Source organism: Vreelandella sedimenti (assembly GCF_013416325.1).
Classification (GTDB): Bacteria; Pseudomonadota; Gammaproteobacteria; order Pseudomonadales; family Halomonadaceae; genus Vreelandella; species Vreelandella sedimenti.
This window is the reverse complement of record NZ_JACCGK010000005.1, coordinates 246447-269849: the sequence shown is the minus strand read 5'-3', so window position 1 is coordinate 269849 and position 23403 is coordinate 246447. Positions and strand designations below refer to the sequence as shown.

Below are 23403 nucleotides of genomic sequence, written 5' to 3'. Positions count from 1 at the left end.
CTTTCTTCTTTTCAACAACTTAACGGATCTCCATGGCGCAATACGTTTTCACCATGAACCGGGTTGGCAAAGTAGTGCCGCCCAAAAAGCAAATTCTCAAGGATATTTCGCTCTCGTTTTTCCCTGGCGCCAAAATCGGCGTGCTGGGGCTTAACGGTTCGGGCAAATCCACACTGCTGCGCATTATGGCCGGTGTCGATAAAGAGTTTGAAGGTGAAGCTCGTCCGATGCCTGGCATCAATGTTGGCTACCTTCCACAGGAGCCGCAGCTAGACGACGAGAAAAACGTCCGCGACACCGTCGAAGAAGCACTGGGGGCGATCAAAGATGCACAAGAGAAGTTGGATGGGGTGTATGCGGCCTACGCAGAGCCCGACGCCGACTTTGATGCGCTAGCCAGCGAGCAGGCCCGGCTTGAAAATATTATTGAAGCTGCTGATGCGCACAACCTGGAACGCAAGCTTGACGTTGCTGCCGAAGCACTGCGACTCCCCCCCTGGGATGCCAAAGTGGGTAACCTCTCAGGTGGTGAGCGCCGTCGTGTAGCACTCTGCCGCTTACTGCTCTCCAGCCCCGATATGCTGCTGCTTGACGAACCTACCAACCACCTAGACGCAGAATCGGTGGCTTGGCTAGAGCGCTTCCTTCACGACTATAACGGTACAGTAGTGGCGATCACCCACGACCGCTACTTCCTGGATAACGTGGCGGGTTGGATTTTGGAGCTTGATCGTGGCCAAGGTATCCCTTTCGAGGGTAACTACTCCCAGTGGCTGGAGCAGAAAGATCAGCGTTTGAATCAGGAAGCCAAGCAGGAAGCCTCGCGCCAGAAAGCTATCAAGCAAGAGCTTGAGTGGGTGCGCAGTAACGCCAAAGGCCGCCAGGCCAAAAGCAAAGCACGCCTAAACCGCTTTGAAGAGATGCAGTCTGGCGACTTCCAAAAGCGCAATGAAACCAATGAAATTTATATTCCGCCTGGCCCACGCCTGGGTGATAACGTCATTGAGTTTCGCGATGTGGCTAAACGCTTCGATGACAAGCTGCTCTACCAGAACCTCTCCTTCACCATTCCCCAGGGTGCGATCGTTGGCATCGTCGGTGGTAACGGTGCGGGTAAATCGACGCTCTTTAAACTGATCACCGGTAAAGAGCAGCCGGACGAAGGCGAAGTCCTGGTGGGTGAAACGGTCGATATCGCTTACGTCGAACAGCTACGCGACGGCTTAGATGACAAGCAGAGCGTGTGGGAAGCCGTTTCGGATGGTCAGGATATTCTTAATATTAACGGCTACGAAGTCTCCTCGCGTGCCTATGTGGGTCGCTTCAACTTTAAGGGTAACGACCAGCAGAAGCGTTTGTCGGAGCTTTCCGGTGGTGAACGCGGTCGCTTACAGCTTGCCCAAACGCTCAAGCAAGGCGCTAACGTGTTGCTGCTCGATGAGCCCTCTAACGACCTGGATATTGAAACCCTGCGGGCACTGGAAGACGCGCTTCTGGCCTTCCCAGGCTGCGCTATGGTGATCTCTCACGATCGTTGGTTCCTTGACCGTATCGCCACGCACATTATGGCCTTTGAAGGCGACTCTGAAGTGGTCTTATTTGAAGGTAACTACGCGGAGTACGAAGAGGATCATAGAAAGCGGGTCGGAAACGATACACCTAAGCGCATGAAGTATAAGCGTATTGATGCTTAATCATTAGCATCACGCTGGCAGTCAATACTGACAGCAAAAGGCCCCGCCCTGCGGGGCCTTTTAGTTTGTGTTTTCACTGACATTAGCGCAAAGCCCTAACGACTGCGGCCTGTAAAAAATGACACAAGAAACAAAATAAGAAACAGCACAAACAAAATTTGCGCAATGGTGGACGCCGCCCCAGCAATGCCAGAAAAACCGACCGCCCCGGCGATGATCGCGATAATTAAAAACAGCACTGCATTGCCTAGCATCTTCTTACTTCTCTCCTTGGTAACGACTTCCCTGCACCGCCACTTAACCCATTATGCAGCGTGAATATGTCTCAGAGATGATAGACGCTTTTAGTCATTACCTTAGAGGCCAGCCGTATGCCCCACTTCACCGGTGCCGGAAAGCGAACGCCCCCTGCTTCTAAGGCAAGCTGCGCGTGGTGGGCTTCATCAATGGCCATCTGGCGCAGTATGGCGTGGGAGCGGTTGTCGCCACGGGGTAGCGACTGTTGGTGTGAATCAAGATGCTTACCTGCTTGCTCTTCGGTCGCGGCAACCAATCCCAAACTAATACGATCACTGACCGCCCCAGTAGCCGCGCCAATGCCAAAGGAAGCGGCATAAAACAGCGGGTTTAGGCAGCTTGTTCGGCTCTGCAACTGCTCTAGACGCTCAGCACACCAGGCGAGATGATCGATCTCCTCTAGCCCCGACTGCTCCATCTGGTGGCGCACATGCGGAAGTTTAGCGGTCATGCCCTGCCCTTGATAAAGCGCTTGAACACACACCTCACCAGTATGGTTAATACGCATTAAACCTGCGGCATGGCGGCGTTCTTGATCATCGAGCGTTCCCTCGGCCACACCTTCAGCAGGGCTGGTGCGCTGCGGCGAAGCAGCGTGCGGCATAAGCGTACGTAAAACGGTATCGAACTGATGTATCAGGCGATCTGAACGACTCTGTTGACGATCCATGGCAACGCTCCATTGACTTGCGATAGCGATCTGCTGAGCTCAACCGGCAGGCCATGTGAATGCGCGCCCACCGAGTAAATGCATATGAATATGGTAGACCGTTTGTCCGCCCATTTCGTTGCAGTTCATCACCACGCGATAGCCATCTTCAGCAAACCCCTGCTCGCGGGCAAGCTTGGCGGCGGTAAACTGAAGCCGCCCTACTGTGGCAAGATCAACCTCATCGATATCATTGAGCGTGGCAATATGCTTTTTAGGAATGATCAGTTGATGAGTAGGCGCCTGAGGACCAATATCATTGAATGCCAACACGTGGTCATCTTCATAAACAATATCAGCGGGAATTTCACGGTTAATGATTTTGCAAAAAAGACAATCCATACAGCTCTCCTTTATTAACTACTTGCCACTTAAGTGTCGAACTATCTCTGCCAGTCTGATGATTGCTACGATGGATTGCATCGGTGGGAGTAGCTTCAACTCGCGACCTTTTAACGAAAGCGTCTCTGCGCAAGAAGATGCCTAACCAAGGGGGCAAGAATCAACTCCATCGCCAGCGACATCCGCGCCCCCGGCACCACCAACGTGTGGGGACGGGTCATAAATGAGTCCTTAATCATCGCCAGCAGCCAAGGGAAATCAACGGTGGAGGGATCACGAAAACGGATGACCACGAATGACTCAGCGTCGGTGGGAATATCCTGCACTTCAAAGGGGTTAGAGGTATCGACAGTGGGCACACGTTGAAAATTGATGTGAGTACGCGAAAACTGCGGTTGTATGTAGCGCACATAGTCATCCATCCGACCCAGGATAGTGTCAATAACCGCTTCTTGTGAGTAGCCCCGCAGCTTGGTGTCACGGTCGATCTTTTGAATCCACTCAAGATTCATGGTTGGCGCCACACCAACCAACAGATCCACATGGCGGGCAATGTCATACTCCTCAGTGACCAGCCCACCGTGCAAGCCTTCATAAAACAGCAGGTCGGTACCACAGGGCAGCGACTGCCACTCGGTGAAAGTACCTACCCGACAGCCTGCTTCAATTTTTTGCTTATCTTCAGCATGGATATAGTGCCGAAAAGTACCCGAACCGTGTTCACCATACTCACTAAACAACCCTTCCAGACGATCCAGCAAATTCGCCTCTACGGCAAAATGCGAAAGTTCGTCTTTGCGCTCTGGCTCTTCTCGGAAGATGCGGTGCAGGTCATCACGGGTATAGCGGTGAAAGGCATCGCCATCGACCATTGCTGCATGCACATCTTCGCGCAGAAACATGCGCTCAAAGCTGCGCTTCACGGTGGTGGTACCCGCCCCAGAGGAACCGGTTACCGCGATAATCGGATACTCCCGAGACATCAGCCACACCTCGCGTGGGAAAGCGCTTGTTTAACCTGCTCAGGTACTTCGACAGGACGAGTAGCAAGGTCAATCAGTAGCTGATTGATCTGTGCGGTAGCGACTAACTGCTGAGAATCTGCCTGGTAAATGCGCTGATAGATCGTCAACGCCTTGCCTTGAGGTTCGAGTACAGCGGTGGCAATCGTTAGCCCATCGGGCCAGCGCGCTTCACTTTGATACTGAACGGCGAGATCAGCAACCACCGAAGGGTATCCATGCATATCCCACTCAGGTAGATCCAGTGCAGCAAAGGCTTGAATGCGCGCCTCGTGGAGCAGTGATACCAGCGCATCATGCCCCAAATGACGGCCATAGTTCATATCGGTTACCCGCACGGTCAAGGGGTGACGGTGTATAACCGCCTCAGCGGGAAAGTCCAGCTTGACACGCTCCATGCCTGTTTCCTCGTCAGTATTAGCTTAGCGTAAGGCGTGCTTACTCCTCTCGGGCAATCGCCCTGAAGGCGATATCACGGCGACACTCGACGCCGTCCCAGTGAATAGCATTAACGCCTTGGTACGCTTGCTGCTGCGCAGCTGACACGCTATTGCCTAATGCCGTTATACACAGCACACGGCCACCTGCCGTGATAATCTCGCCCTGGGAATTTTGCGCGGTACCGGCGTGAAACACTTTGCAGCCCGTTTCTTCAGCCGCGGCTAAGCCGTGAATCACATCACCCTTGCGATAGCTGCCAGGGTAGCCTCCGGCCGCCAGCACAACGCCCACCGCTGCACGGGAATCCCATTCGCAGCGTTGCCCGGCCAGCTTGCCCTGGGCACCCGCTAAGCAAAGCTCAGCGAAATCAGAGGTTAAGCGCAGCATGATTGGCTGAGTTTCAGGATCACCAAAGCGGCAGTTGTACTCAATAACCTTGGGGTTACCCGCCGCGTCGATCATCAGGCCTGCATATAAGAACCCTGTATAAGCATTGCCCTCCGCAGCCATGCCCCGCACGGTGGGCAGAATGACCTGTTCCATGATACGTGCATCAACCTCGGGTGTGACCACAGGCGCTGGTGAATAGGCGCCCATACCGCCGGTATTAGGGCCGGTATCACCATCATAAGCGCGTTTGTGGTCTTGGCTGGTAGCCATGGGTACAACATGCTCGCCGTCCACCATGACAATAAAGCTCGCCTCTTCGCCCTCCAGAAACTCTTCGATAACCACGCGAGCGCCTGCATCGCCGAAGGCATTGGCTTCCAGCATATCGCGAATAGCAGCCTCAGCTTCGGCCTCACTCAGCGCCACAATGACACCTTTGCCCGCTGCCAGGCCATCCGCTTTAATCACAATGGGTGCGCCCATTTTGCTTAAATAGGCAAGCGCAGGGTCTACGTCAGTAAACGTTTGGTAGTCAGCCGAAGGAATATCATGACGGGCCAGGAAGTCCTTGGTAAATGATTTTGAGCCTTCCAACTGAGCGGCCGCCTGAGTAGGGCCAAAGATAGTCAGACCGGCCGCTTGGAAACGGTCAACAACACCTTCGACCAAGGGAGCCTCCGGCCCCACCACGGTCAAGCCAATCTGCTCATCACGGGCAAAAGCGACCAGGCTGTCGAGATCCGTTGCTGCAATCGCTAAGTTGGTCAGCTTCGCTTCCGTCGCGGTGCCAGCATTACCAGGAGCGACAAAGACCTGCTCAACCTGGGTAGATTGCGCCAATTTCCAAGCCAGAGCGTGCTCGCGACCACCGCCGCCTATCATCAAAACCTTCATGTGCATCCTTCTCAAACGGGAGAGCCTATATCGGCGGCATTATGCCACAGCGCAGCACCAAGTGGGGTCAGGAGGAGGGTTTGTTATCTTTGCTGGTATCGTTGCTATCGTTCTCAGGCTGCTCAGTATCACTCGACTCATCGGCTTGACCCGGCTGATTCAAGGTATTTTGCCAAAAGCGCATGTTCTCTTCGGCGAGCTCACGCATAAATTCTAACGGCGTGTTGCGCATTGCCTGTTTCCACTGGCTCTGCAAACGTTTCTGCTGCTCCAACATCAGTTGCGTACCCTGTTCGAGGTAACGCGACAGCGGCAACGGTGAAGTCATATCGTAAACCCGGATCAACTGCGCTAGCAGGTCGTTTGAAAACACTTCCGCTTCGCTATCCGCTTGCTCCTGCTCAATAATGATAGAGAGCAGAATAGTCCTCGTCAGGTCTTCTCCGCTTTTGGCGTCTTCCACTCTGAACGGCTCTTCTTCGATAATTAAACGACGCAGGTCTTCCAGCGTCACATAACGACTCTGCTGAGTATCGTACAACCTGCGGTTTGCATATTTACGAATTACGCGCACGGCGCATCTCCTTAAACGCGATAGGGACTTTTTATTCCCGTTACTGATATTGTGCCTGCACCACGCGCCTATGCAAGCCACCTTAATAGTTTAGCAAGGCGTACCGTGCCTGCTTTGTGACCAATAGACCATCATTATGAATTTGATTCTGCTCAATCCCAACGATCTCACCAGTGACGGCCACGTCTGCATCACCGATCCACGCCGACTAAAACACCTTCGCGATATCCATCGATCGGCACCCGGCGACCTGCTCACTGTGGGTGTTCAAGGCGGCGCCATGGGCAAAGCGAAGATAAAAGAGCTCACCGCTGAGCGCGCGTATTTCCAATTGGAAAACCTTGATGAGTTACCGCCGCCACCGTTACCCGTTCATTTGGCATTGGCTCTGCCTCGCCCACGTATGTTGGCGCGTACGTTAGAGCATGTGACGGCGCTAGGCGTCAAAGACATCACCCTGCTACATACTAAACGGGTTGAGAAGAGCTACTGGCAATCCCCTGAGTTACGCCCGGACAAAATCCACCAGCACTTGGTACTCGGCTTAGAGCAAGCGCGCGACACCCAGCTACCATCCGTCACCCTGAGTAAAGGCTTTCGTCCTTTTTTGGAGCAGCAACTGCCTGGCTTACTCAGCGAACGCCGCGGACTGGTAGCCCATCCTGGCATGCCCAACGCCTGCCCAAGAGGCATAAATGAACCTACCCTGCTACTGGTAGGCCCAGAGGGTGGTTTTATTGCTTGGGAGGTAGAGCAACTAATGCTAGCAGGCTGCGAGGGCATGCATCTTGGCCCGCGCATTCTACGCGTTGAAACAGCCGTGACCGCGCTTCTATCACGGCTGTTTTAAGCGTTTATCGATAGGCAAGTTAGGACTGTTCATCTTCTGGATCGTGGGGCACAACGGTCGCATTTTCCCCACACTCTGGCTCCTGCAAAAAGGTCTCACGCACATCCAGCATGCCAAGGTGGCTAATGGTACGACGACCGAGCAGCAGCGGATAGTTCATTTCTTCACGGTCACGTAGGCTAAACTGTTCTTCGTAAATGGTGTCGCCCATACACACTTCCAACAACACCACAGGGCGCTCGTCGCGACCGCCTGCACCACGCACGGATAGCTCTCGATAGAGCGGGCGTTCAATCTGATCGCTGAACACTTCACCGCTTGCCTGATCTTCAAGCTTCAACCGAAAGCGAACCCATTCCTCGTCATCCTGCTCAAACATCTCAATATCCCGGGCGTCTAACGAGGAAGTTAATGCCCCGCTATCGAGCTTGGCTTTCACCTCGATATCCCAGGGTTGCAGGGTGGCCTTTTCAACCCAGCCGAATACCTGATCATCATCTGCCATCGCTGTGGAAGCGGACAGCCCAGAACCTACCAACACGGCACCTAACATCACTCTGTTAAAAAACATCTTTCCTATCAACTGCATAACATCATCCTTGGAAAGTAGAAGCACCCTTTAAACACTGCCTACTGCGAACGCTGACGTAGCTGTTCAAGCAACGCCTGGGTCGCAAACCCATCCGGTATTAACCCTTGATCACGCTGAAAGTTCCGCAAACCTTGCCGGGTGTTGGGCCCCATAACGCCGTCAGCACCACCTACTGAGTATCCTACACGGTTCAGCGCGCGCTGAAGTTCTTGAACATCATCACGGGTGAGTGGCGCTTGATCCCGCGGCCAGCTGTGCTGAATGCCTTCGCGTCCAGCGATCGCATCGCCTAAAGTCGCGACGGCCAGAGCATAACTGGTGGCATTGTTATAGCGTAAAATCGCACGGAAATTAGCACCTACTAAAAATGCAGGGCCATTAGCGCCAGCGGGTACCACGATAGCGGCGCTATCGAAGTTCGGCAATTCGCCCTGCTGCGCCTGAACGCCTTGGTTGCGCCACTCGGCACTGCTGCGTCGTTCGGTCTGGGCGTAATCAAACCCTTCGGGCAGGCGTACCTCAATACCCCAGGGTTGACCGGTTTGCCATCCGGCTCGGTCAAGATAGTTGGCCGTTGATGCCATGACATCGGGGATGCTGTCCCAAATATCGCGCCGACCGTCACCGTCGCCATCGACGGCATAGGCTTCAAAGCTACTGGGAATAAACTGAGTATGTCCCATCGCCCCAGCCCAGGAGCCCTTCATGTCTTCAGCAGCGATATCACCTTGATCAATAATCCGTAACGCCGCGAGCAGCTCACCTCGGGCAAAATCACGGCGTCGACCATCGTAAGCCAGCGTGGCCAGGGACTCCAACGTCGAAAAATCGCCAAAATTACTGCCATAGTTACTTTCGATGCCCCAAATGGCGACGATTATTTCTGCTGGCACCCCATAGCGCTGCTCCATTTGCTGAGCAGTGTCACGGTGATCAGCCAGCTTTTCTTGACCGTTAGTAATACGCGTGGATGAAACCGCGGTATCCAGATACTCCCAAATAGGGCGAACAAATTCGGGTTGGTAGCCGTCGAGTTCAATCACACGCTCACGATAACGAACACCATCCAGGGCGTTGCTTAGCGTGGCTTCGCTGATCCCTTGGCCTGCAGCGTACAGGCGAAAATCTCGAAGCCACTGCTGAAAATTAGCGTAGCTAACCTCAGAAGCAGCCTGGGTATCGACTTCTGACATTAGCTGAGGGTTAGCGACCGCCACGCTTGCCGCAAAAGGAGCGCTTAGCGCTGCGACTATGGAAACATAAACAAGAGGGCTGCAACGCCACCCAATAGTGAAATTACGAGACATTATATCGATCCTTAGGCAGTCCTTGGCATATCTGGAATGATGGCCTAGAAAAGAGGTAGATACTAGGGTCTGACCGAAGGTGATAATTACTTTATAGCGCTCGCCACAGCGGGCGACTCGGCTAAAGTGCCTACTTCACAGAGAGGAATTAGCCATCTCTCCCACTGCTCGGGCACAACGCAGGGAGCATCAAACCCTAAGGGGTCTGCACGCCATGGCTGATGGCGCTCCAGGCCATTGGGCAGTGTTTCGAGCTGCTCCAGCCAGTGAGCAACATAGAGCCCCTGGGGATCGTAATGGCCCGCCTGTTTGAGCACATTAAAGTAACGATCCTGACGCGGGTCACGCCCAACGCCAGCAATATAGCGCCAATTGCCCCAGTTACTGGCTACGTCATAATCAATTAAGCAGTGCTCGAACCATAGCGCTCCCATGCGCCAATCAACCTTTAAATCGTTAACCAAAAAACTGGCCACATTTTGTCGTGCGCGATTGGATAGCCAGCCAGTGTGGAGTAGTTCCCGCATCGCGGCATCCACAAACGGCAACCCCGTGGTGCCGTTACGCCAAGCATCGAAAGCGACACACGGCTGGTCAGTCTGGCGTGAGCCAAACATTTGCGCCCCTTCCAACTGAGCGGCGTGGATAAAATACTCCCGCCAGAGCAGTTCGAAGCTAATCCAGTAGCTTGACTCATTACTGCCGTTTTCCGCTTCCCACGCTTTCACAGCCTCATAGACTTGACGAGCTGACAGGCAACCCCGCGCCAGCCAGGGTGAAACGCGGGTTGAAAAATTAGCCCCCAATAGCCCGTTGCGGGTTTTCTTGTACGCTTTACCACCCTGCTGGCGCCATAGGTAGTTGTCCAGGCGCACATGCGCAGCCGTCTCTCCCCCCCCATAGGCGTAACCTTGACGCGAATCGGGCTGCCAGGTAGCACTCATTTCACAAACCGCTTTTAGCGGTGGGAATCCCCTTGCCGCTTCCGGCCAGGGGGGCAGCGTGACAGGAGCGCAGCGACTGGCAGGAACCGTGCATACACCCTCCACGCTGCGCCTGAAGGCAGAAAAACTCCCAGGCAGCGCTTCCCGCTCAAAAGGCAGTACCTGTCGATCAATCAGCCGCCCACTCTCTATGCACTCCAGCGCCGTCTGACTGGGCAAGCCTTGCTCAACCGCTTGAATATGCGCAGCTTCATCGACCCCCGCATGGTCAGCAACACGTACCTGTCTTACGTTAAGCATTGTCGCCAGTTCAATCACCACATCACTGGGCTTACCAATCCGTACCAGCAGGTCACTGCCACGTTTCAGAAGCTCACCACGTAACTCCATTAAGCTCTGCCATAAAAAGCGCAAGCGGGCAGGTCCAATGCGCGGTGTCGATTCACCATCAAATAATGGGGAGAACCACTGCTCGTCTAACACATAGAGACACAGCAGGTAGCTAGGAGGAGAGGTGAAGTGCAAAAGAGGGTTGTCAGCAATGCGCAGATCATCTTGCAACCAGACAATATCAATCGTGCTGTACATGCTTGTGCCTCCTAGGGGTACATGACTGCCCAGAACTTGGTGCTATCACCTTGGCTTGCGTGGCTACTTAGCTACTTGGCACTACGACGGCACCGCTCGCTGCAGTAGCGCACCTCGTCCCAGCAGCGCGCCCATTTTTTCCGCCAGGTAAAAGGACGCTGACAATGAACGCAATTTTTCTGCGGAAGATGTTGTTTGCTTCGCATGGTCACACTTTTCGCATGGCTTGGTGTAAAACATGGACAAATTATCTTATACAGTACAATTATTGTACATTATTTATTATACACACTATACTTCGATTGAACTCATTAGACATGCTTTAGGTATCCCTGCCCCAGACGCAAAAAGCCACCCGAAGGTGGCTCAATAGTGGTTGTCAAAATGTTGGCCGCTGAGAGGCTAGTCAGGGTCTGTCTCGCGGGGTTGGCGCTTGGCGTTTTCCTGGGTTTCCAGGCCACTTTTAAGCTCATGGGTTAAGGGATCATAGTTCGGGCGCAACTCATCCTTTACGGTACCACTCCACAGCTTGGAGCCGACAAAATACCCAGCTCGACCAATCACGTGAGCCGCCACTGGGGCGGTCATCAGGATAAACACGATGATAGCGAACGAGCGTGCCACGATACCCACTTCGGCGAAGTGCATGGCTGCCGCCAACATAATTAAGATGACACCCAGCGCTGCGGCCTTGGTAGTGGCATGCATGCGGGTTAACAAATCAGGCAAACGCAGCAATCCGACTGAGGCAAGCAGTATAAATAGTGCACCACCAATGATTAACGCGCCCTTTATGAAATCAATCATCCCTTGGGCCTCCCCTTTCCAAAAAGCGCGCAAACGCAATAGCCGCTAAGAATCCCATTAATGCGATCACAATGGCGGCATCCAGAAAGCTAGCCACGTCAGACTTAATGGCATAAACCCCAACCAGGCCCACTACGGTGGTGGAAAATAGCTCTAAAGCTACGACGCGGTCAGGCAGACTCGGGCCGCGCACTACGCGAACAAAGGTGAAGATAAGTGCCAGACTCATAATCACCTGGCTGATAAGAATAACGGTATCCATTAGCGAAACAGCTCCAAAGCCCGGTGCTCCATCTCTTTTAAGTTGCGCCGTAGTTCTTCCTCGTTGTCTAAAAACATCGCATGGATATACAGCACCTTACGATCATCAGACACATCCAGGCTCAGCGTGCCGGGTGTCAACGAAATGAGATTAGCCACCATGGTGATTTCCATTTCAGTGCGTGCGGAAAGCGGCATCGCGATGACCCCAGGCTTCATATGCCAAGGCGGGGTTACAATGTCAAAAGCGACACGCAAATTGGCTTGAACTAGTTCCTTAAGAAAAAAACCAATAAAACCAATAAAGCGCGGCACGCGTGCTGGGTAGCCCTTCAAAGAGTCGAGTTGAGGCTCAATCAGTACCAGGGTGATATAGCCAAATATTAACCCGACAAGGAGATTTAAACCGCTGAAATCGCCGCTTAACAACACCCATGCGAGCCCTAACAATAGGTTCCAAATGGCCCCGGTCATGGCGCTTCCTCCTCGGCATTAACCTCAGGTGCAGCTCCCCCTGATGCCGGCTCCAGCAGCACATCATCTGCACTGGCTGCAACCCCTAGCACCGCCTCAATATACCCTGAAGGTTCGAACAACTGATCACCAATGCCCATCATCACCCACATGATAGGCTCTGCAAGCACACCAATGAGCAGTGAAAATAACGCCAACACCATTACCGGCAAATACATCATCCACAGGCTGGGCTTTAACAACCGACCGTCGTCACCAGTGGGCGTAGCAGTCTCAGGCACGTCGTTATCTTCGGGTAACGATTTCCAAAACACTTCATTCCAAATTTTCACCATGGAATAAAGCGTCATTAATCCCACCGCCAGTGCAATACCGGTCACCACATAGGCTTCAACTTCCAGGCCCGCACGCACAATCACGAATTTGGCAAAAAAGCCTGACAGCGGCGGTATCCCCGCCAGCGAGAAGGCAGAAAGAAAAAACGCCACGGCAAGCCAAGGACGTTCTCGGTATAAACCGCCCATTTTTTTAAGCTGATAGGTTCCCTGCAAACGGTGGGTGATACCACTGATCAAGAAGAGATTGGTCTTCACGACCATGTTATGCACGATGGCAAACACGCCACCGGCGATCGCCAAAGGTGTGTAAAGAGCTAAGCCTAAGATCATATAGCCAATCTGGCTGACGATATGAAACGACAGGATTCGCCTAAACTCATGCTGGGCGGCGGCGCCGAGCACGCCTGTTACCATGGTGAAACCAGCACCCCAGAGCATAATCTCCTGGAGATAGCCCATGGTTTGATCGAACATCAGGGTGAAGACACGGAACATCGCATACACCCCCACCTTGGTGAGCAACCCGGCAAACAGTGCTGAAACAGCGACCGGTGGAGTGTGATACGAAGCTGGCAACCAGAAGAATAGCGGAAAGGCGGCGGCTTTGATGCCAAAGGCCACCATAAACATGACCGCCAGCACTTCCACCATACCGGTGTGCTCTGCCTCATCCATACGCAACGCAATGTCGGCCATGTTGAGTGTACCCACCATGCCATAGAGTAGCCCCACCGCGGTCAGGAAGATGACCGATGCCAATAGGTTCAAGGTGACGTACTTAATCGCCCCTTCCATCTGCGCGCGCTCTCCCCCCAAAATCAGTAGCGCAAAGGAAGCCACCAGCATTACCTCAAACCATACATAGAGGTTAAAGATATCGCCGGTCAAAAAGGCACCCATCACCCCAGCAAGCAGCAAATGCATTAACGGGTAATAACCAAATTTTTCGTGGCCGCGGCCAGTGGTGGCCAGCGAGTAGATACCCATTGCCAAGCCGATAATCGAGGTCATTAATACCATAACCGCACTCAGCAAGTCGGCAATTAAGGTAATCCCAAAAGGTGCTGGCCAGCTCCCCATCTGCATCGTGACGTAGCCATCCGACAGCGTGGATACAAACAGCCACAAGCTAACTACTAGCAGTGCAATATTGCCTGCTACGGCCACAAAACGCTGCATTGCACGTGAGCGCCAAAACAACAAAGAAATTGCCCCTGATAGCAAGGGCAAGAGGACGGGAAGAGCAACTTCAGGCCTCACGTATCAGTATCCTTCATCTTATCGAGATCATCGGCCTTAACGACTTCATAGGCGCGTCGAATCAATACCACTGCAAAGGCGAGCACCCCGAAAGCAATCACAATCGCCGTCAGCACAACTGCTTGCGGTAAGGGGTCGGCCACGCCGCTAGGCGGCTGCATCATCCCTTCTGGGATAAGCGGAGGTGCTCCACGGGTCATACCCGCCGTGGTAAAAATCAGTAAATTGGCGGCATTAGAGAGCAGCATTAAGCCAATCACCAGCTTGACGATAGAGCGGCGCAACATCATAAAAATAGCCGTCGCATACAGCAGGCCAATCGCCACTGCCATTAATGGTTCCATGCTGTGCCTCCTGTTAACTCAAGGTTCATCCTTGTCGACCTCCATAAGTGTCATCACCATACCGGTGACCGAACCCAGCACAGCGAAATAGACGCCTATATCGAAAATCAGCGGCGTGGAGGCCTTAAAGTCGATAACGGGAATAGTCCACCACTGAGCGGTCAAAAAGGGCTGGCCCATAAACCAAGCCGGAACCACTGAAATCATTCCCAGCAGCAAGCCAACGCCGATCAAATCGCGAGAGTCGACCATGCGCAGCACTTCTTTGGTGGCACTTACACCAAAGGCAAACAGATACAGCGTAAACGCCCCCGCCGCCACTAACCCGGCGATAAATCCACCGCCCGGCTCATCGTGCCCTCTCAGCAGCAAGAAAACAGAAAACAGCAATTGCAGCGGCATTAAAAAACGCGCAGCGGTATTAAGAATAATCGTGCCTGACTTAACCATCGTAAGGCTCCTTGGCAGCCACTTTACTGCTGTCGGTGGTTTTCGTGTTGTTGCTTTCGCCATTACGTTCATCTCCATGACGTAGCTTTAACATGGCGATAACACCGATTGCAGCAAGGGCTAATACAAACATCTCGCCTAGCGTATCCAAGGCACGGTAATCGACCAAAATGACGTTAACGATATTGCGGCCATAAGCCAAAGGCGCGCTGTTCTCAATCATATAGGTCGAAATCGGTTCAAATTGTTGAATGCTCCACGAGGTCATAATCAGTAGACATATCAAGATACCCACCATAGCGGCCACCGCGCCGTCGCGTATGCGCTCCAGACTGGTGGAAAGATTCGAAAAACGCGGCAGGCGGAACAGCACCAGCACCAGCAAAATTACCGTCAAGGTTTCCACTAGCAGCTGGGTAATCGCCAAATCCGGCGCACTAAACAGAATAAAAATCAGTGCAATAGAGAACCCCATTATCCCAACAGATACCACTGCCCCCAGCCGAGATCGAGAAATAGTCGCGAACAGAGCCCCCATCACCATACTCCCCGCCACGACTACCTCATGAAAGCGTACATCCAGGTCAAAGGCGAATTGCGGTGAGTGGCGCAGCAGAATTGAATTACCGATGAGCGCGATGAGCGTGATTAACATCACCAGAATATAGTTCCGCATATAGCCGTTTTGCAGTATCCGCGTTTGCCACTCCGAGAAGTGCACAATGCCATTCATGATGCTTTCATATCCGGCCTCGGGGCCATGACGCATCACCGGTGCCAACACAGAAAGCTTGCCACGTACAGTGTCCCAACGCTTAAACAGTAAGAAGCCTAAGCCAAGGCTAACGATCGACATTATCAACGCGACATTAATGCCATACCAAAGCGACAGCGCCACTTCTACTGTTTGCCCGGATATAGCGGTGGCGGTTGCCGTTAACAACGCATCGGCACCCAGCACAGCGGGGATCAAGCCCAACAGGAGCGACACCATCGCGAGCAATGCAGGCCCTATTAGCATGCTAAACGGCGCCTCATGAGGTTCAAGCGGGGTTTGGTGACGTTTACCGTAAAAAGGACGTAACGCCACAATAAAAGCAACGGCGATAGTCAAAATAGATGCCAGAAAGGCGAACAGTATCAGTAGTGTCCGGAAGCTATCAGCGCCAAGTACTGATTCAAGCATCAGCTCTTTACCGATAAAGCCGAGTAGCGGCGGCACACCAGCAAACGAAAGTGCGGCAACCAAGGCAATAGTAGCGGTTACCGGCATCAGCGAGCGTAGCCCCCCCATCTGAGTGACATCTTTAGTGCCGGTTTCATGATCCAGAATACCGGCAACCATAAACAGCGCCCCTTTATAGAGAGAGTGCGCCAAAAGAAACGTAACAAACGCGGTCATCGCGTACTCGGTACCGATGCCCAATAGCATCGTCAGCGTGCCCAGCGCCATAATGGTCGAGTAAGCGAGCAGCTTTTTAATATTGGTGTGATGAATCGCTAAAAACGCGCCGACCAGCATAGTGGTCGCGCCGACCACAGAAAGAATGCCGACCCACATTGCTGTGCCACCCAGCTCCGGATGCAAGCGCGCCAACAGATAAATACCCGCTTTCACCATGGTTGCCGAGTGCAGGTAAGCCGAAACCGGAGTCGGCGCCGCCATGGCGTTGGGTAACCAGAAGTGAAACGGAAATTGAGCCGATTTGGTGAAGGCACCCAGCAGCAAACAGATCAGCATAGGCGTATAGAGTGCGTGTTCACGCAGGTCAGCCTCCTGATCGAGAATCTCTGCCAGAGACCAGCTACCGCTGGCAATCCCTAGCAGCACCAGCCCAGCCATTAATGCTAACCCGCCCGCCACGGTAACGAATAAGCCCTGCCGCGCTGATTTACGTGCATTGATATCAGCGTGGTTAAAACCAATCAGCAAATAGGATGTAATGCTGGTCAATTCCCAAAAAACGAATAGCGTTAATAGGCCATCAGCTAGTACCAGCCCCAGCATCGACACCATGAAGGCGACCAAGGCGATGTGAAATCGAGCAAGATCAGGGTGATTTTTAAGGTAGCCGCCGGCATATACCAGCACGCAGGCCCCCATAACGGTAATCAATAGCCCAAAGAGCAACGATAGACCGTCCAACAGGAAGGTAAGACTGATTCCCAGAGAAGGCACCCACTGCCACTCTAAAAGCAGGCTACCGTTCTCAATGACCTCAGGGGCTTGAAGTGCCAACCACGCCGCCAATCCGGCAGGAAATAGGGCCAGTACTAGGCTGGTACGCTGACCGAACCAGTGGTTTAACATTGGCGATAGCGCCGCCAGTACGAAACCCATTAAAACGACGAATTGTATCAAGCGAAACCTCCTGAATAACGAAAGGCTCACCATCAGACAGCGGCTAAAGCCCAGGCATCGTGCCTTATCACTGGCATGCCAGCGTTGAATAATAGTGATTCTAAAGTTGTACACCTTATAACAGTCAGTTTTGGCTGACCAGCCAAACCCTTAAACGCAAACAGCCGCAGGCGCCCTAATGCACACTGCGGCTGTTGTGAGCTGATGTTCACGGCAAATAGTAAGCTAGGGGGCCGATAGCCATCCTGCTAATTCAATATTGATGACTGCTAACAGTGCCTCGATATGGTCATCGCGATCATTCAGGCAAGGTATATAGCTGAACGTTTCGCCACCCGCTTCCATAAAGCTATCGCGGATCTCCTCTTCGATCTCTTCCAAGGTTTCAACACAGTCGGAAGAGAAGGCAGGCGACATAATCGCAATGTGTTTATGCCCCTGCTCGGCGAGTTCGGCCACATGCTTAACGGTTTGCGGGCCGACCCATTTCTCGGGGCCAAACTGCGACTGGAAAGCGGTATCCACTTCCTCTTTGCTAAAACCAAGTTTCTCGCGGAGCAGGCGCGTCGTTTTCTGGCACTGACAGTGGTAAGGATCACCCTCCATCAGGTAGCGCTCGGGAACGCCATGGTAGCTGGCAACCAGCTTGGTCGGCCGGGTCGAGAAACCGTCGTAGGCTTCTTGCACAGAGTTGGCCAAGGCCTGAACGTAGGCAGGATGTTCAAAATAAGCGGGCACCGTACGTATGTAAGGCTGCCACTTCATCTTCATCAGGGTGCGAAACGCCTGATCATTCGCAGTCGCCGTGGTGGGCGAACCGTACTGAGGATAGAGCGGGAAAAACACGATTCGCTCGCAGCCCTTCTCTTTTAAACGCGTTAGCACGCTTTCCGTCGAGGGGTTACCGTAGCGCATGCAGAAATCGACCTCGACATCATCACCGTAAAGCGCCTTTAACCGTGCGGTCATCTTCTCGGTCTGAGCGCGCGTCGTTGTTAGCAGCGGGCTTTCGTTTTTCTCGTTATTCCAAATTCCCCGGTAGGCCTTGCCCGATGAGAACGGACGCTTAGTTAAAATAATCAGCTGTAGCAACGGTTGCCACTTCCAACCGGCATAATCGACCACGCGCTTATCAGAAAGAAACTCATTGAGGTAACGACGCATTGACCAGTAGTCGGTGGCATCCGGGGTTCCCAGGTTTGCCAGCACAACACCCACCTTCGCGCGCGCTACCGGCGGATGATCGCTGGGTGCATGGGCCAGGCGGCCCTCGCCCGGCTGATCCTTGACGACATTCTCGGTCATTACTCATGCTCCTGAAAAATAACGATGGTGCTCAGTACATCTATCTATCAATTAATTAAATCTTATCACTTTTCGGCAAAGTGGCGGTATAAAGTTATACTATCGGCATTATTTGTATAACTAAAGGCCAACTTATGTCCAAGCCTTTGCTTTTGGTGCTCGGCGACCAGCTCTCGTTTTCACTCACAACGCTGCAAGACGCGCCCGCCAATGCCGTGGTTGCCCTATGCGAAGTTGCCGAAGAGGCGCGCTATGTACCCCATCATATCCATAAAATTGGCCTCTTTTTGGCCGCTATGCGTCACTTTGCTCAAGCACTGCGCGAAAAAGGCTTTCAAGTACATTACAGCGCGCTGGATGATGCGGATAACTGCCACTCCCTTATTGAGGAAGCTGAACGCATCGCCCAACAGTATGGCTGCGCTGAGATACGCGTTGCCCGACCTGGCGAATGGCGGCTATGGGAGACGATGCAGCAGCGCGAAAACGCAACGATTCCGTGGCGACTACTTGAGGATGAGCGCTTTTTCACCACACCCGATGACTTTAGCCAATGGGCAAGCGGACGCAAACAGCTGCGCCTTGAATACTTTTACCGAGAACAGCGCAAACGTACCGGGTACTTGATGGAGGGTGACGAGCCCATCGGCGGCAAATGGAATTTTGACCACGACAATCGCCAACCTATCAAAGCCGCACTGGATTTCCCTGAGCTACCTCAACATCGTCAGGATGCACTCACCCAAGAAGCGCTCAACGATGCCAAACGTCATTTTGGCGATCACATGGGGTCTTTGGATAATTTCAATTTGCCCGTCACCCGTCGACAGGCGCTGGTGGATTTACACCATTTTATAGACCATGGGCTGGCTGATTTTGGCCGCTATCAAGATGCGATCAGCGACTCTGCGCCGTATCTGTATCATTCGCGTCTCTCAGCTGCGATGAACATCGGCTTACTGTCACCCCATGAAGTCTGCGAAGCCGCCGAGCAGCGCTACCACGACAGCGATGTTCCGATCAACGCCGTCGAAGGGTTTATCCGTCAAATTCTTGGCTGGCGCGAGTATGTGCGCGGACTCTACTGGACGCAGATGCCCAGCTACAAAGGTGCTAATCAGCTAGGTTTTGAGCGCGATCTGCCAGCGTTTTACTGGGACGCGGATACCGATATGCGCTGCTTGCAGAGCGCTATTCAGATGACCATCGACAATAGTTACGCCCACCATATTCAACGACTGATGGTCACAGGCAATTTCGCCCTGCTATGTGGGGTTACACCTGAGGCGCTATGCGACTGGTACTTGGCGGTTTATGCCGACGCCAGTGAGTGGGTAGAGCTGCCTAATACCCTGGGGATGGTGCTCCATGCCGACGGTGGTTTAATGGGTTCTAAGCCTTATTGTGCTTCGGGTAAGTATATCGACAAAATGTCCGACCATTGTCAGCTCTGCCGCTATTCGCCCAAACAGGTCACGGGGGCAAAGGCCTGCCCTTTCAACAGCCTTTACTGGCACTTCCTTGAAACCAACGCTGAGCGCCTGAGTAAGAACCCACGTATGAAGCTGATTTACGGCTCCCTCAACCGCATGGCCGATGAGAAGCGTGAGGCTATCCGCCAACAGGCTGAGCATTTTTTGGATCAACTGGAAACATCGCCTGGCTATGGGCAGCCCTGCCACACTGCAGGTTATGCGGCTACCACAAGTAATACCAAACAGGAGTCACCATGAGCCGCTACACGCCGCTTCATGCTGCCCCACCGGTTACGCTATTTCACGATGGCCACTGCCCCCTTTTGCCAGCAGGAAGTCGCGTGGCTGGAAAAGCATCGCCCTCGGGAACACATCGCGTTAGTAGATATTCAGGCACGTGATTTTAACGCTCAGGTGTATGGGCAAGAATTTAACGCCATGATGGGCCAGTTGCACCTGCGTGATAGCCCAGGGAAATGGTATATCGGCATGGATGCCAGCCGTGCCCTCTATGCAGTGTTGGGCTATCGGCGGCTGGTGAGGTTTTCGTGCTTACCGGGAGTACACAGCATAATGAATGCCGGTTACCGATTTTTTGCCCGTCGCCGAATTTGGCTTGGGCAGTGGTGGGAAAAGCGTCAGACTAAATGTTGATGGATGTGAACAGCGTTAAAAAACAAGCGGCATACGCGATGTGAGCGGCTCACTATAATGTGCATCGCGGCCTATCACTTCATCGTGTGGCACATGCTGTACCAGGTAAGCACGATGAATCCCGGCGCGCTTGAGATCCATATAGGCATCATCCAGCGAGCGAAACAGCATCGGCTTGGCACGCTGCGTCAACATATGGCGCTCGCCTTCAACGTCTTCCAGCTCAACCTGATAAAAACGGCTGCCCGAATGGGTAATCACGCGAATTTCAAAATTGTCGTGATTGGCGACAAATTGCTTAAGATCCTTAAGTTCCATGGCTCCCTCCTATTATTTGGCTATTTCATACGTTATGTCATCAGGGCACAGCATGACTGCGCCCCATGACACTTCTGTTGCCCCGTCATTGCAATGTAATGAAAATAAGCAATAACTAGACATTAATAGCTAGGAGGTCAATATCGCAAGAGAGTTCCTGACCGGAAGGTCAAGATATCAATCAATCATTGATATTCAGAGGGGTCGATGGCTTTACCAAGCGAATTACGGTCAATCCAGTTGCCGCCTTTAGTCTCTTTGTAGCGGAATACGACCTTATCTCCCACCGTCACAGGCAGCTCACCATCTTCAGTCTGGTAACTATACTTCTCGCCCGCGACCACTAAATGGTAGCGATAAAGATCCGGCATACCCAGCCACTCTTTAAAAGGGCCTTCGCGCTCTATCGCCTCTAGCTCACCGCGACCTTCTAACTTAGGAAGACGCTGCCGGTTACCGCGCCGAAATCCACCTGCCATTTGCTGCTCCCGTTTTTACATATCGTGGGTGGGGCATTATACGAGTTCGTCCCCCATCCTCAAGTGACTCATCACAAAGCTGTCTTTACAAACTCGTCTTCACAAACCAGTCTTTAAAAACCTAATCGCCGAACGCTTGACCATAACTATCCGGGGCCAAATCCTCAAAGCGGGTATATTTGCCGATAAAGGCCATATGCACCGTGCCGATAGGGCCATTACGCTGCTTACCGATGATTAACTCAGCAATACCCTGGTTGTCGGGGTTATCTGGATTATAGACTTCATCGCGATAAACGAAGGCAATAACGTCCGCATCCTGCTCAATCGCTCCAGACTCCCTCAAATCCGACATGACCGGACGCTTGTTGGGACGCTGCTCCAAGGAACGGTTCAACTGCGAAAGTGCCACCACTGGGCAGTTAAACTCTTTCGCCAACCCCTTCAAGGACCGTGAAATCTCGGAAATCTCACCGGTACGGTTTTCACTAAAACCTGGAATCTGCATCAACTGAAGATAATCGATCATAACCAGCGCGATATTGCCATGTTCACGCACCACACGGCGCAACCTTGAGCGCATCTCGTTGGGTGACAAGGCCGCGGTGTCGTCGATAAACAGCTGTTTGTCTTTGAGCAGATTAACCGCGGAGGTTAAGCGCGGCCAATCCTCGTCTTCCAGTTGCCCGGTCCGCACGCGGGTTTGATCGATCCTGCCCAGGGACGACAGCATCCTCAGCATAAGCGACTCTGCGGGCATCTCCATGGAGAACACCATGACCGGCTTGTCGCTGGAAATAACAGCATGCTCAACCAGATTCATAGCGAAGGTCGTTTTACCCATCGAGGGCCGTCCAGCGATGACCACCATATCTGAAGGCTGTAACCCGGTGGTCATTTCATCCAGGTCACGAAAACCAGTGGAAAGTCCGGTCATTTCACCTTTCAGATTAAACAGCTCATCAATACGATCAACCGCTTTGGTCAGTAGATCGCTCATGCCAATAGGGCCACCCGTTTTGGGACGCTCCTCGGCAATCTGGAACACTAATCGCTCGGCTTCATTGAGCAATTCATCAGCCGGGCGACCCTGGGGGGTAAAGGCACTATCGGCAATTTGATTAGCCGCACGGATCAGCTTGCGCAGCGTTGCCCGCTCACGCACGATATCAGCATAGGCGCGAATATTACTGGCAGAAGGCGTGTTACGGGCAAGTTCGGCCAGAAACGCCAAGCCTCCTACGGTATCCAAATGATCGCGCGCTTCCAACGCTTCAGAAAGCGTCACCACATCCAGCGGCTGACCGGCTTCAGCCAGATGAATCATCACGTTGAACACTAAACGGTGCTCATAGCGGTAGAAGTCATCAGCGACCAACCGCTCGGAAACGTTATCCCAGGCCTGGTTGTCTAGCATGAGCCCGCCTAGTACCGATTGCTCCGCCTCTAATGAATGCGGCGGCAGTTTTAGCGCTGCCGTTTCTGTATCAGCAGAAGGCTGGTCCTGCATAGCGAGCTCCTTTAAACACTACTGCGTAGCCGGTGAAGATACTTATCTTAGCCGCATGCGGTGCGACTACCAACATGATCAAGACGTTGTCTTAAAATACCCAGCGGGGGATGGGCTGGATAGTTTTGGCAACGTCCAAAAAAATAGCGAATATCCAGAAAAACAAAAGGCGCGGGAGAAACCCCGCGCCTTTTGAGGCAGCTGTATTAGCTGCAGTTAGTAACGACTTTACGTCGTTACTAACTTAATTACTCTCTCAATTACTCTGCAACTACCACTACGCGTACAACGGCATCCACTTCAGCGTGCAAGTGAAGGGCGATGTCGTATTCGCCGGTTTGGCGAATCGGGCCATTCGGCATACGGACTTCACTTTTGGCAACATCGATGCCAGCAGAAGAAATCGCGTCGGCCAGGTCACGCGGACCAATAGAACCAAACAGCTTGCCTTCATCGCCTGCTTTGGAAACCAAAGACAGCTCGATGTCGTTTAGCTGCTCAGCGCGCGCTTCGGCTTCTGCCTTACGCTCAGCGGCTTGCGCTTCGAGCTCAGCACGCTGCGCCTCAAACGCTTCGATGTTGTCTTTGGTGGCCGGTACGGCTAAGCCGTAAGGCACCAAGTAGTTACGACCATAACCAGGCTTCACGGTGACCTTGTCACCCAGGCCGCCCAGCTTACCAATGTTGTCGAGCAGAATGACTTCCATCTCGTAAACCTCTTG

The 23403-nt window shown here is 52.9% G+C and carries 27 protein-coding genes; 4 read left to right on the top strand and 23 right to left on the bottom strand.

Annotated elements, in window-relative coordinates; genetic code table 11:
• Nucleotides 1-32 precede the first annotated feature (32 nt).
• Nucleotides 33-1694 carry an energy-dependent translational throttle protein EttA gene (gene ettA / locus HZU72_RS07665; protein WP_009287680.1) on the top strand — a complete coding sequence of 554 codons (1662 nt, stop codon included), beginning with the start codon at nt 33-35 and terminating at the stop codon, nt 1692-1694.
• A 95-nt stretch (nt 1695-1789) separates the two neighbouring features.
• Here the strand turns inward: ettA and HZU72_RS07660 are convergent, their stop codons facing one another.
• The 7 genes from HZU72_RS07660 to phaR form a co-directional block, all read right to left on the bottom strand.
• Nucleotides 1790-1948, bottom strand: coding sequence for a DUF1328 domain-containing protein (locus HZU72_RS07660; RefSeq protein ID WP_180091232.1), 159 nt, complete (start codon nt 1946-1948; stop codon nt 1790-1792).
• A gap of 71 nt (nt 1949-2019) precedes the next feature.
• Nucleotides 2020-2661: a 2-polyprenyl-3-methyl-6-methoxy-1,4-benzoquinone monooxygenase gene (gene coq7 / locus HZU72_RS07655; protein ID WP_180091231.1), complete on the bottom strand. Its 642-nt coding sequence runs from the start codon at nt 2659-2661 to the stop codon at nt 2020-2022.
• A gap of 39 nt (nt 2662-2700) precedes the next feature.
• The gene (locus HZU72_RS07650) at nt 2701-3042 is read right to left on the bottom strand and encodes a histidine triad nucleotide-binding protein (protein WP_180091230.1); all 342 of its coding nucleotides are present in this window, start codon (nt 3040-3042) and stop codon (nt 2701-2703) included.
• Between the two features lie 110 nt (nt 3043-3152).
• A complete protein-coding gene (locus tag HZU72_RS07645) occupies nt 3153-4025 on the bottom strand; it encodes a phosphoribulokinase (protein WP_133730200.1) in 873 nt (290 codons plus the stop codon).
• The gene (locus tag HZU72_RS07640; RefSeq protein ID WP_180091229.1) at nt 4025-4462 is read right to left on the bottom strand and encodes an acyl-CoA thioesterase; all 438 of its coding nucleotides are present in this window, start codon (nt 4460-4462) and stop codon (nt 4025-4027) included. The genes HZU72_RS07645 and HZU72_RS07640 overlap by 1 nt, the downstream gene beginning before the upstream one ends.
• A gap of 40 nt (nt 4463-4502) precedes the next feature.
• Nucleotides 4503-5789 carry a phosphoribosylamine--glycine ligase gene (gene purD, locus HZU72_RS07635; RefSeq protein ID WP_180091228.1) on the bottom strand — a complete coding sequence of 429 codons (1287 nt, stop codon included), beginning with the start codon at nt 5787-5789 and terminating at the stop codon, nt 4503-4505.
• 67 nt (nt 5790-5856) lie between these two features.
• Nucleotides 5857-6363, bottom strand: coding sequence for a polyhydroxyalkanoate synthesis repressor PhaR (gene phaR / locus HZU72_RS07630; RefSeq protein ID WP_180091227.1), 507 nt, complete (start codon nt 6361-6363; stop codon nt 5857-5859).
• A 136-nt stretch (nt 6364-6499) separates the two neighbouring features.
• Between phaR and HZU72_RS07625 the strand changes: the two genes are divergently transcribed.
• Complete coding sequence (locus HZU72_RS07625; protein WP_180091226.1) at nt 6500-7213, top strand: 16S rRNA (uracil(1498)-N(3))-methyltransferase; 714 nt, start codon at nt 6500-6502, stop codon at nt 7211-7213.
• A gap of 19 nt (nt 7214-7232) precedes the next feature.
• On the opposite strand, the gene rloA3 is transcribed toward HZU72_RS07625, so the two are convergent.
• The 12 genes from rloA3 to hemH all read right to left on the bottom strand — a co-directional run bounded on the left by rloA3 (nt 7233) and on the right by hemH (nt 18245).
• Nucleotides 7233-7802, bottom strand: a complete 570-nt coding sequence (gene rloA3, locus HZU72_RS07620; protein ID WP_180091225.1) for a retropepsin-like aspartic peptidase RloA3 — start codon at nt 7800-7802, stop codon at nt 7233-7235.
• Nucleotides 7803-7843: 41 nt separating this feature from the next.
• Nucleotides 7844-9112 carry a lytic murein transglycosylase gene (locus HZU72_RS07615; RefSeq protein ID WP_180091224.1) on the bottom strand — a complete coding sequence of 423 codons (1269 nt, stop codon included), beginning with the start codon at nt 9110-9112 and terminating at the stop codon, nt 7844-7846.
• An 86-nt stretch (nt 9113-9198) separates the two neighbouring features.
• The gene (locus tag HZU72_RS07610) at nt 9199-10644 is read right to left on the bottom strand and encodes a DASH family cryptochrome (RefSeq protein WP_180091223.1); all 1446 of its coding nucleotides are present in this window, start codon (nt 10642-10644) and stop codon (nt 9199-9201) included.
• A gap of 71 nt (nt 10645-10715) precedes the next feature.
• Nucleotides 10716-10850 (bottom strand): DUF2256 domain-containing protein, encoded by a 135-nt coding sequence (locus tag HZU72_RS07605; RefSeq protein WP_180091222.1) that lies wholly within the window; start codon nt 10848-10850, stop codon nt 10716-10718.
• A gap of 196 nt (nt 10851-11046) precedes the next feature.
• Nucleotides 11047-11451, bottom strand: a complete 405-nt coding sequence (gene mnhG, locus HZU72_RS07600) for a monovalent cation/H(+) antiporter subunit G (protein WP_007113321.1) — start codon at nt 11449-11451, stop codon at nt 11047-11049.
• Nucleotides 11444-11713 carry an MrpF/PhaF family protein gene (locus HZU72_RS07595; protein ID WP_022522735.1) on the bottom strand — a complete coding sequence of 90 codons (270 nt, stop codon included), beginning with the start codon at nt 11711-11713 and terminating at the stop codon, nt 11444-11446. The genes mnhG and HZU72_RS07595 overlap by 8 nt, the downstream gene beginning before the upstream one ends.
• The gene (locus HZU72_RS07590) at nt 11713-12186 is read right to left on the bottom strand and encodes a Na+/H+ antiporter subunit E (protein WP_180091221.1); all 474 of its coding nucleotides are present in this window, start codon (nt 12184-12186) and stop codon (nt 11713-11715) included. Before HZU72_RS07590 ends, HZU72_RS07595 begins: the two co-directional genes overlap by 1 nt.
• Nucleotides 12183-13784 carry a Na+/H+ antiporter subunit D gene (locus HZU72_RS07585; RefSeq protein ID WP_180091220.1) on the bottom strand — a complete coding sequence of 534 codons (1602 nt, stop codon included), beginning with the start codon at nt 13782-13784 and terminating at the stop codon, nt 12183-12185. Before HZU72_RS07585 ends, HZU72_RS07590 begins: the two co-directional genes overlap by 4 nt.
• Complete coding sequence (locus HZU72_RS07580; RefSeq protein ID WP_007113325.1) at nt 13781-14128, bottom strand: Na+/H+ antiporter subunit C; 348 nt, start codon at nt 14126-14128, stop codon at nt 13781-13783. Before HZU72_RS07580 ends, HZU72_RS07585 begins: the two co-directional genes overlap by 4 nt.
• 18 nt (nt 14129-14146) lie before the next feature.
• Complete coding sequence (locus tag HZU72_RS07575) at nt 14147-14578, bottom strand: Na+/H+ antiporter subunit B (protein WP_180091219.1); 432 nt, start codon at nt 14576-14578, stop codon at nt 14147-14149.
• Nucleotides 14571-16937, bottom strand: coding sequence for a putative monovalent cation/H+ antiporter subunit A (locus tag HZU72_RS07570; protein ID WP_180091259.1), 2367 nt, complete (start codon nt 16935-16937; stop codon nt 14571-14573). Before HZU72_RS07570 ends, HZU72_RS07575 begins: the two co-directional genes overlap by 8 nt.
• 228 nt (nt 16938-17165) lie before the next feature.
• Nucleotides 17166-18245: a ferrochelatase gene (gene hemH / locus HZU72_RS07565; protein ID WP_180091218.1), complete on the bottom strand. Its 1080-nt coding sequence runs from the start codon at nt 18243-18245 to the stop codon at nt 17166-17168.
• 134 nt (nt 18246-18379) lie between these two features.
• Here hemH and HZU72_RS07560 point away from each other — a divergent pair, with 134 nt between their 5' ends.
• Together HZU72_RS07560 and HZU72_RS07555 are read left to right on the top strand one after the other, a co-directional pair.
• Complete coding sequence (locus tag HZU72_RS07560; RefSeq protein ID WP_180091217.1) at nt 18380-19978, top strand: cryptochrome/photolyase family protein; 1599 nt, start codon at nt 18380-18382, stop codon at nt 19976-19978.
• A 48-nt stretch (nt 19979-20026) separates the two neighbouring features.
• Nucleotides 20027-20374: a thiol-disulfide oxidoreductase DCC family protein gene (locus tag HZU72_RS07555; protein ID WP_328736620.1), complete on the top strand. Its 348-nt coding sequence runs from the start codon at nt 20027-20029 to the stop codon at nt 20372-20374.
• Nucleotides 20375-20389: 15 nt separating this feature from the next.
• On the opposite strand, the gene HZU72_RS07550 is transcribed toward HZU72_RS07555, so the two are convergent.
• The 4 genes from HZU72_RS07550 to rplI all read right to left on the bottom strand — a co-directional run bounded on the left by HZU72_RS07550 (nt 20390) and on the right by rplI (nt 23388).
• Complete coding sequence (locus HZU72_RS07550) at nt 20390-20692, bottom strand: DUF6482 family protein (protein ID WP_180091216.1); 303 nt, start codon at nt 20690-20692, stop codon at nt 20390-20392.
• A gap of 185 nt (nt 20693-20877) precedes the next feature.
• Nucleotides 20878-21171: a hypothetical protein gene (locus tag HZU72_RS07545; protein WP_022522725.1), complete on the bottom strand. Its 294-nt coding sequence runs from the start codon at nt 21169-21171 to the stop codon at nt 20878-20880.
• Between the two features lie 121 nt (nt 21172-21292).
• Entirely contained in the window at nt 21293-22681 is a 1389-nt protein-coding gene (gene dnaB / locus HZU72_RS07540; RefSeq protein ID WP_009287667.1) for a replicative DNA helicase, read from the bottom strand.
• A 260-nt stretch (nt 22682-22941) separates the two neighbouring features.
• A complete protein-coding gene (rplI, locus tag HZU72_RS07535) occupies nt 22942-23388 on the bottom strand; it encodes a 50S ribosomal protein L9 (RefSeq protein ID WP_133730184.1) in 447 nt (148 codons plus the stop codon).
• Nucleotides 23389-23403: the final 15 nt, after the last annotated feature.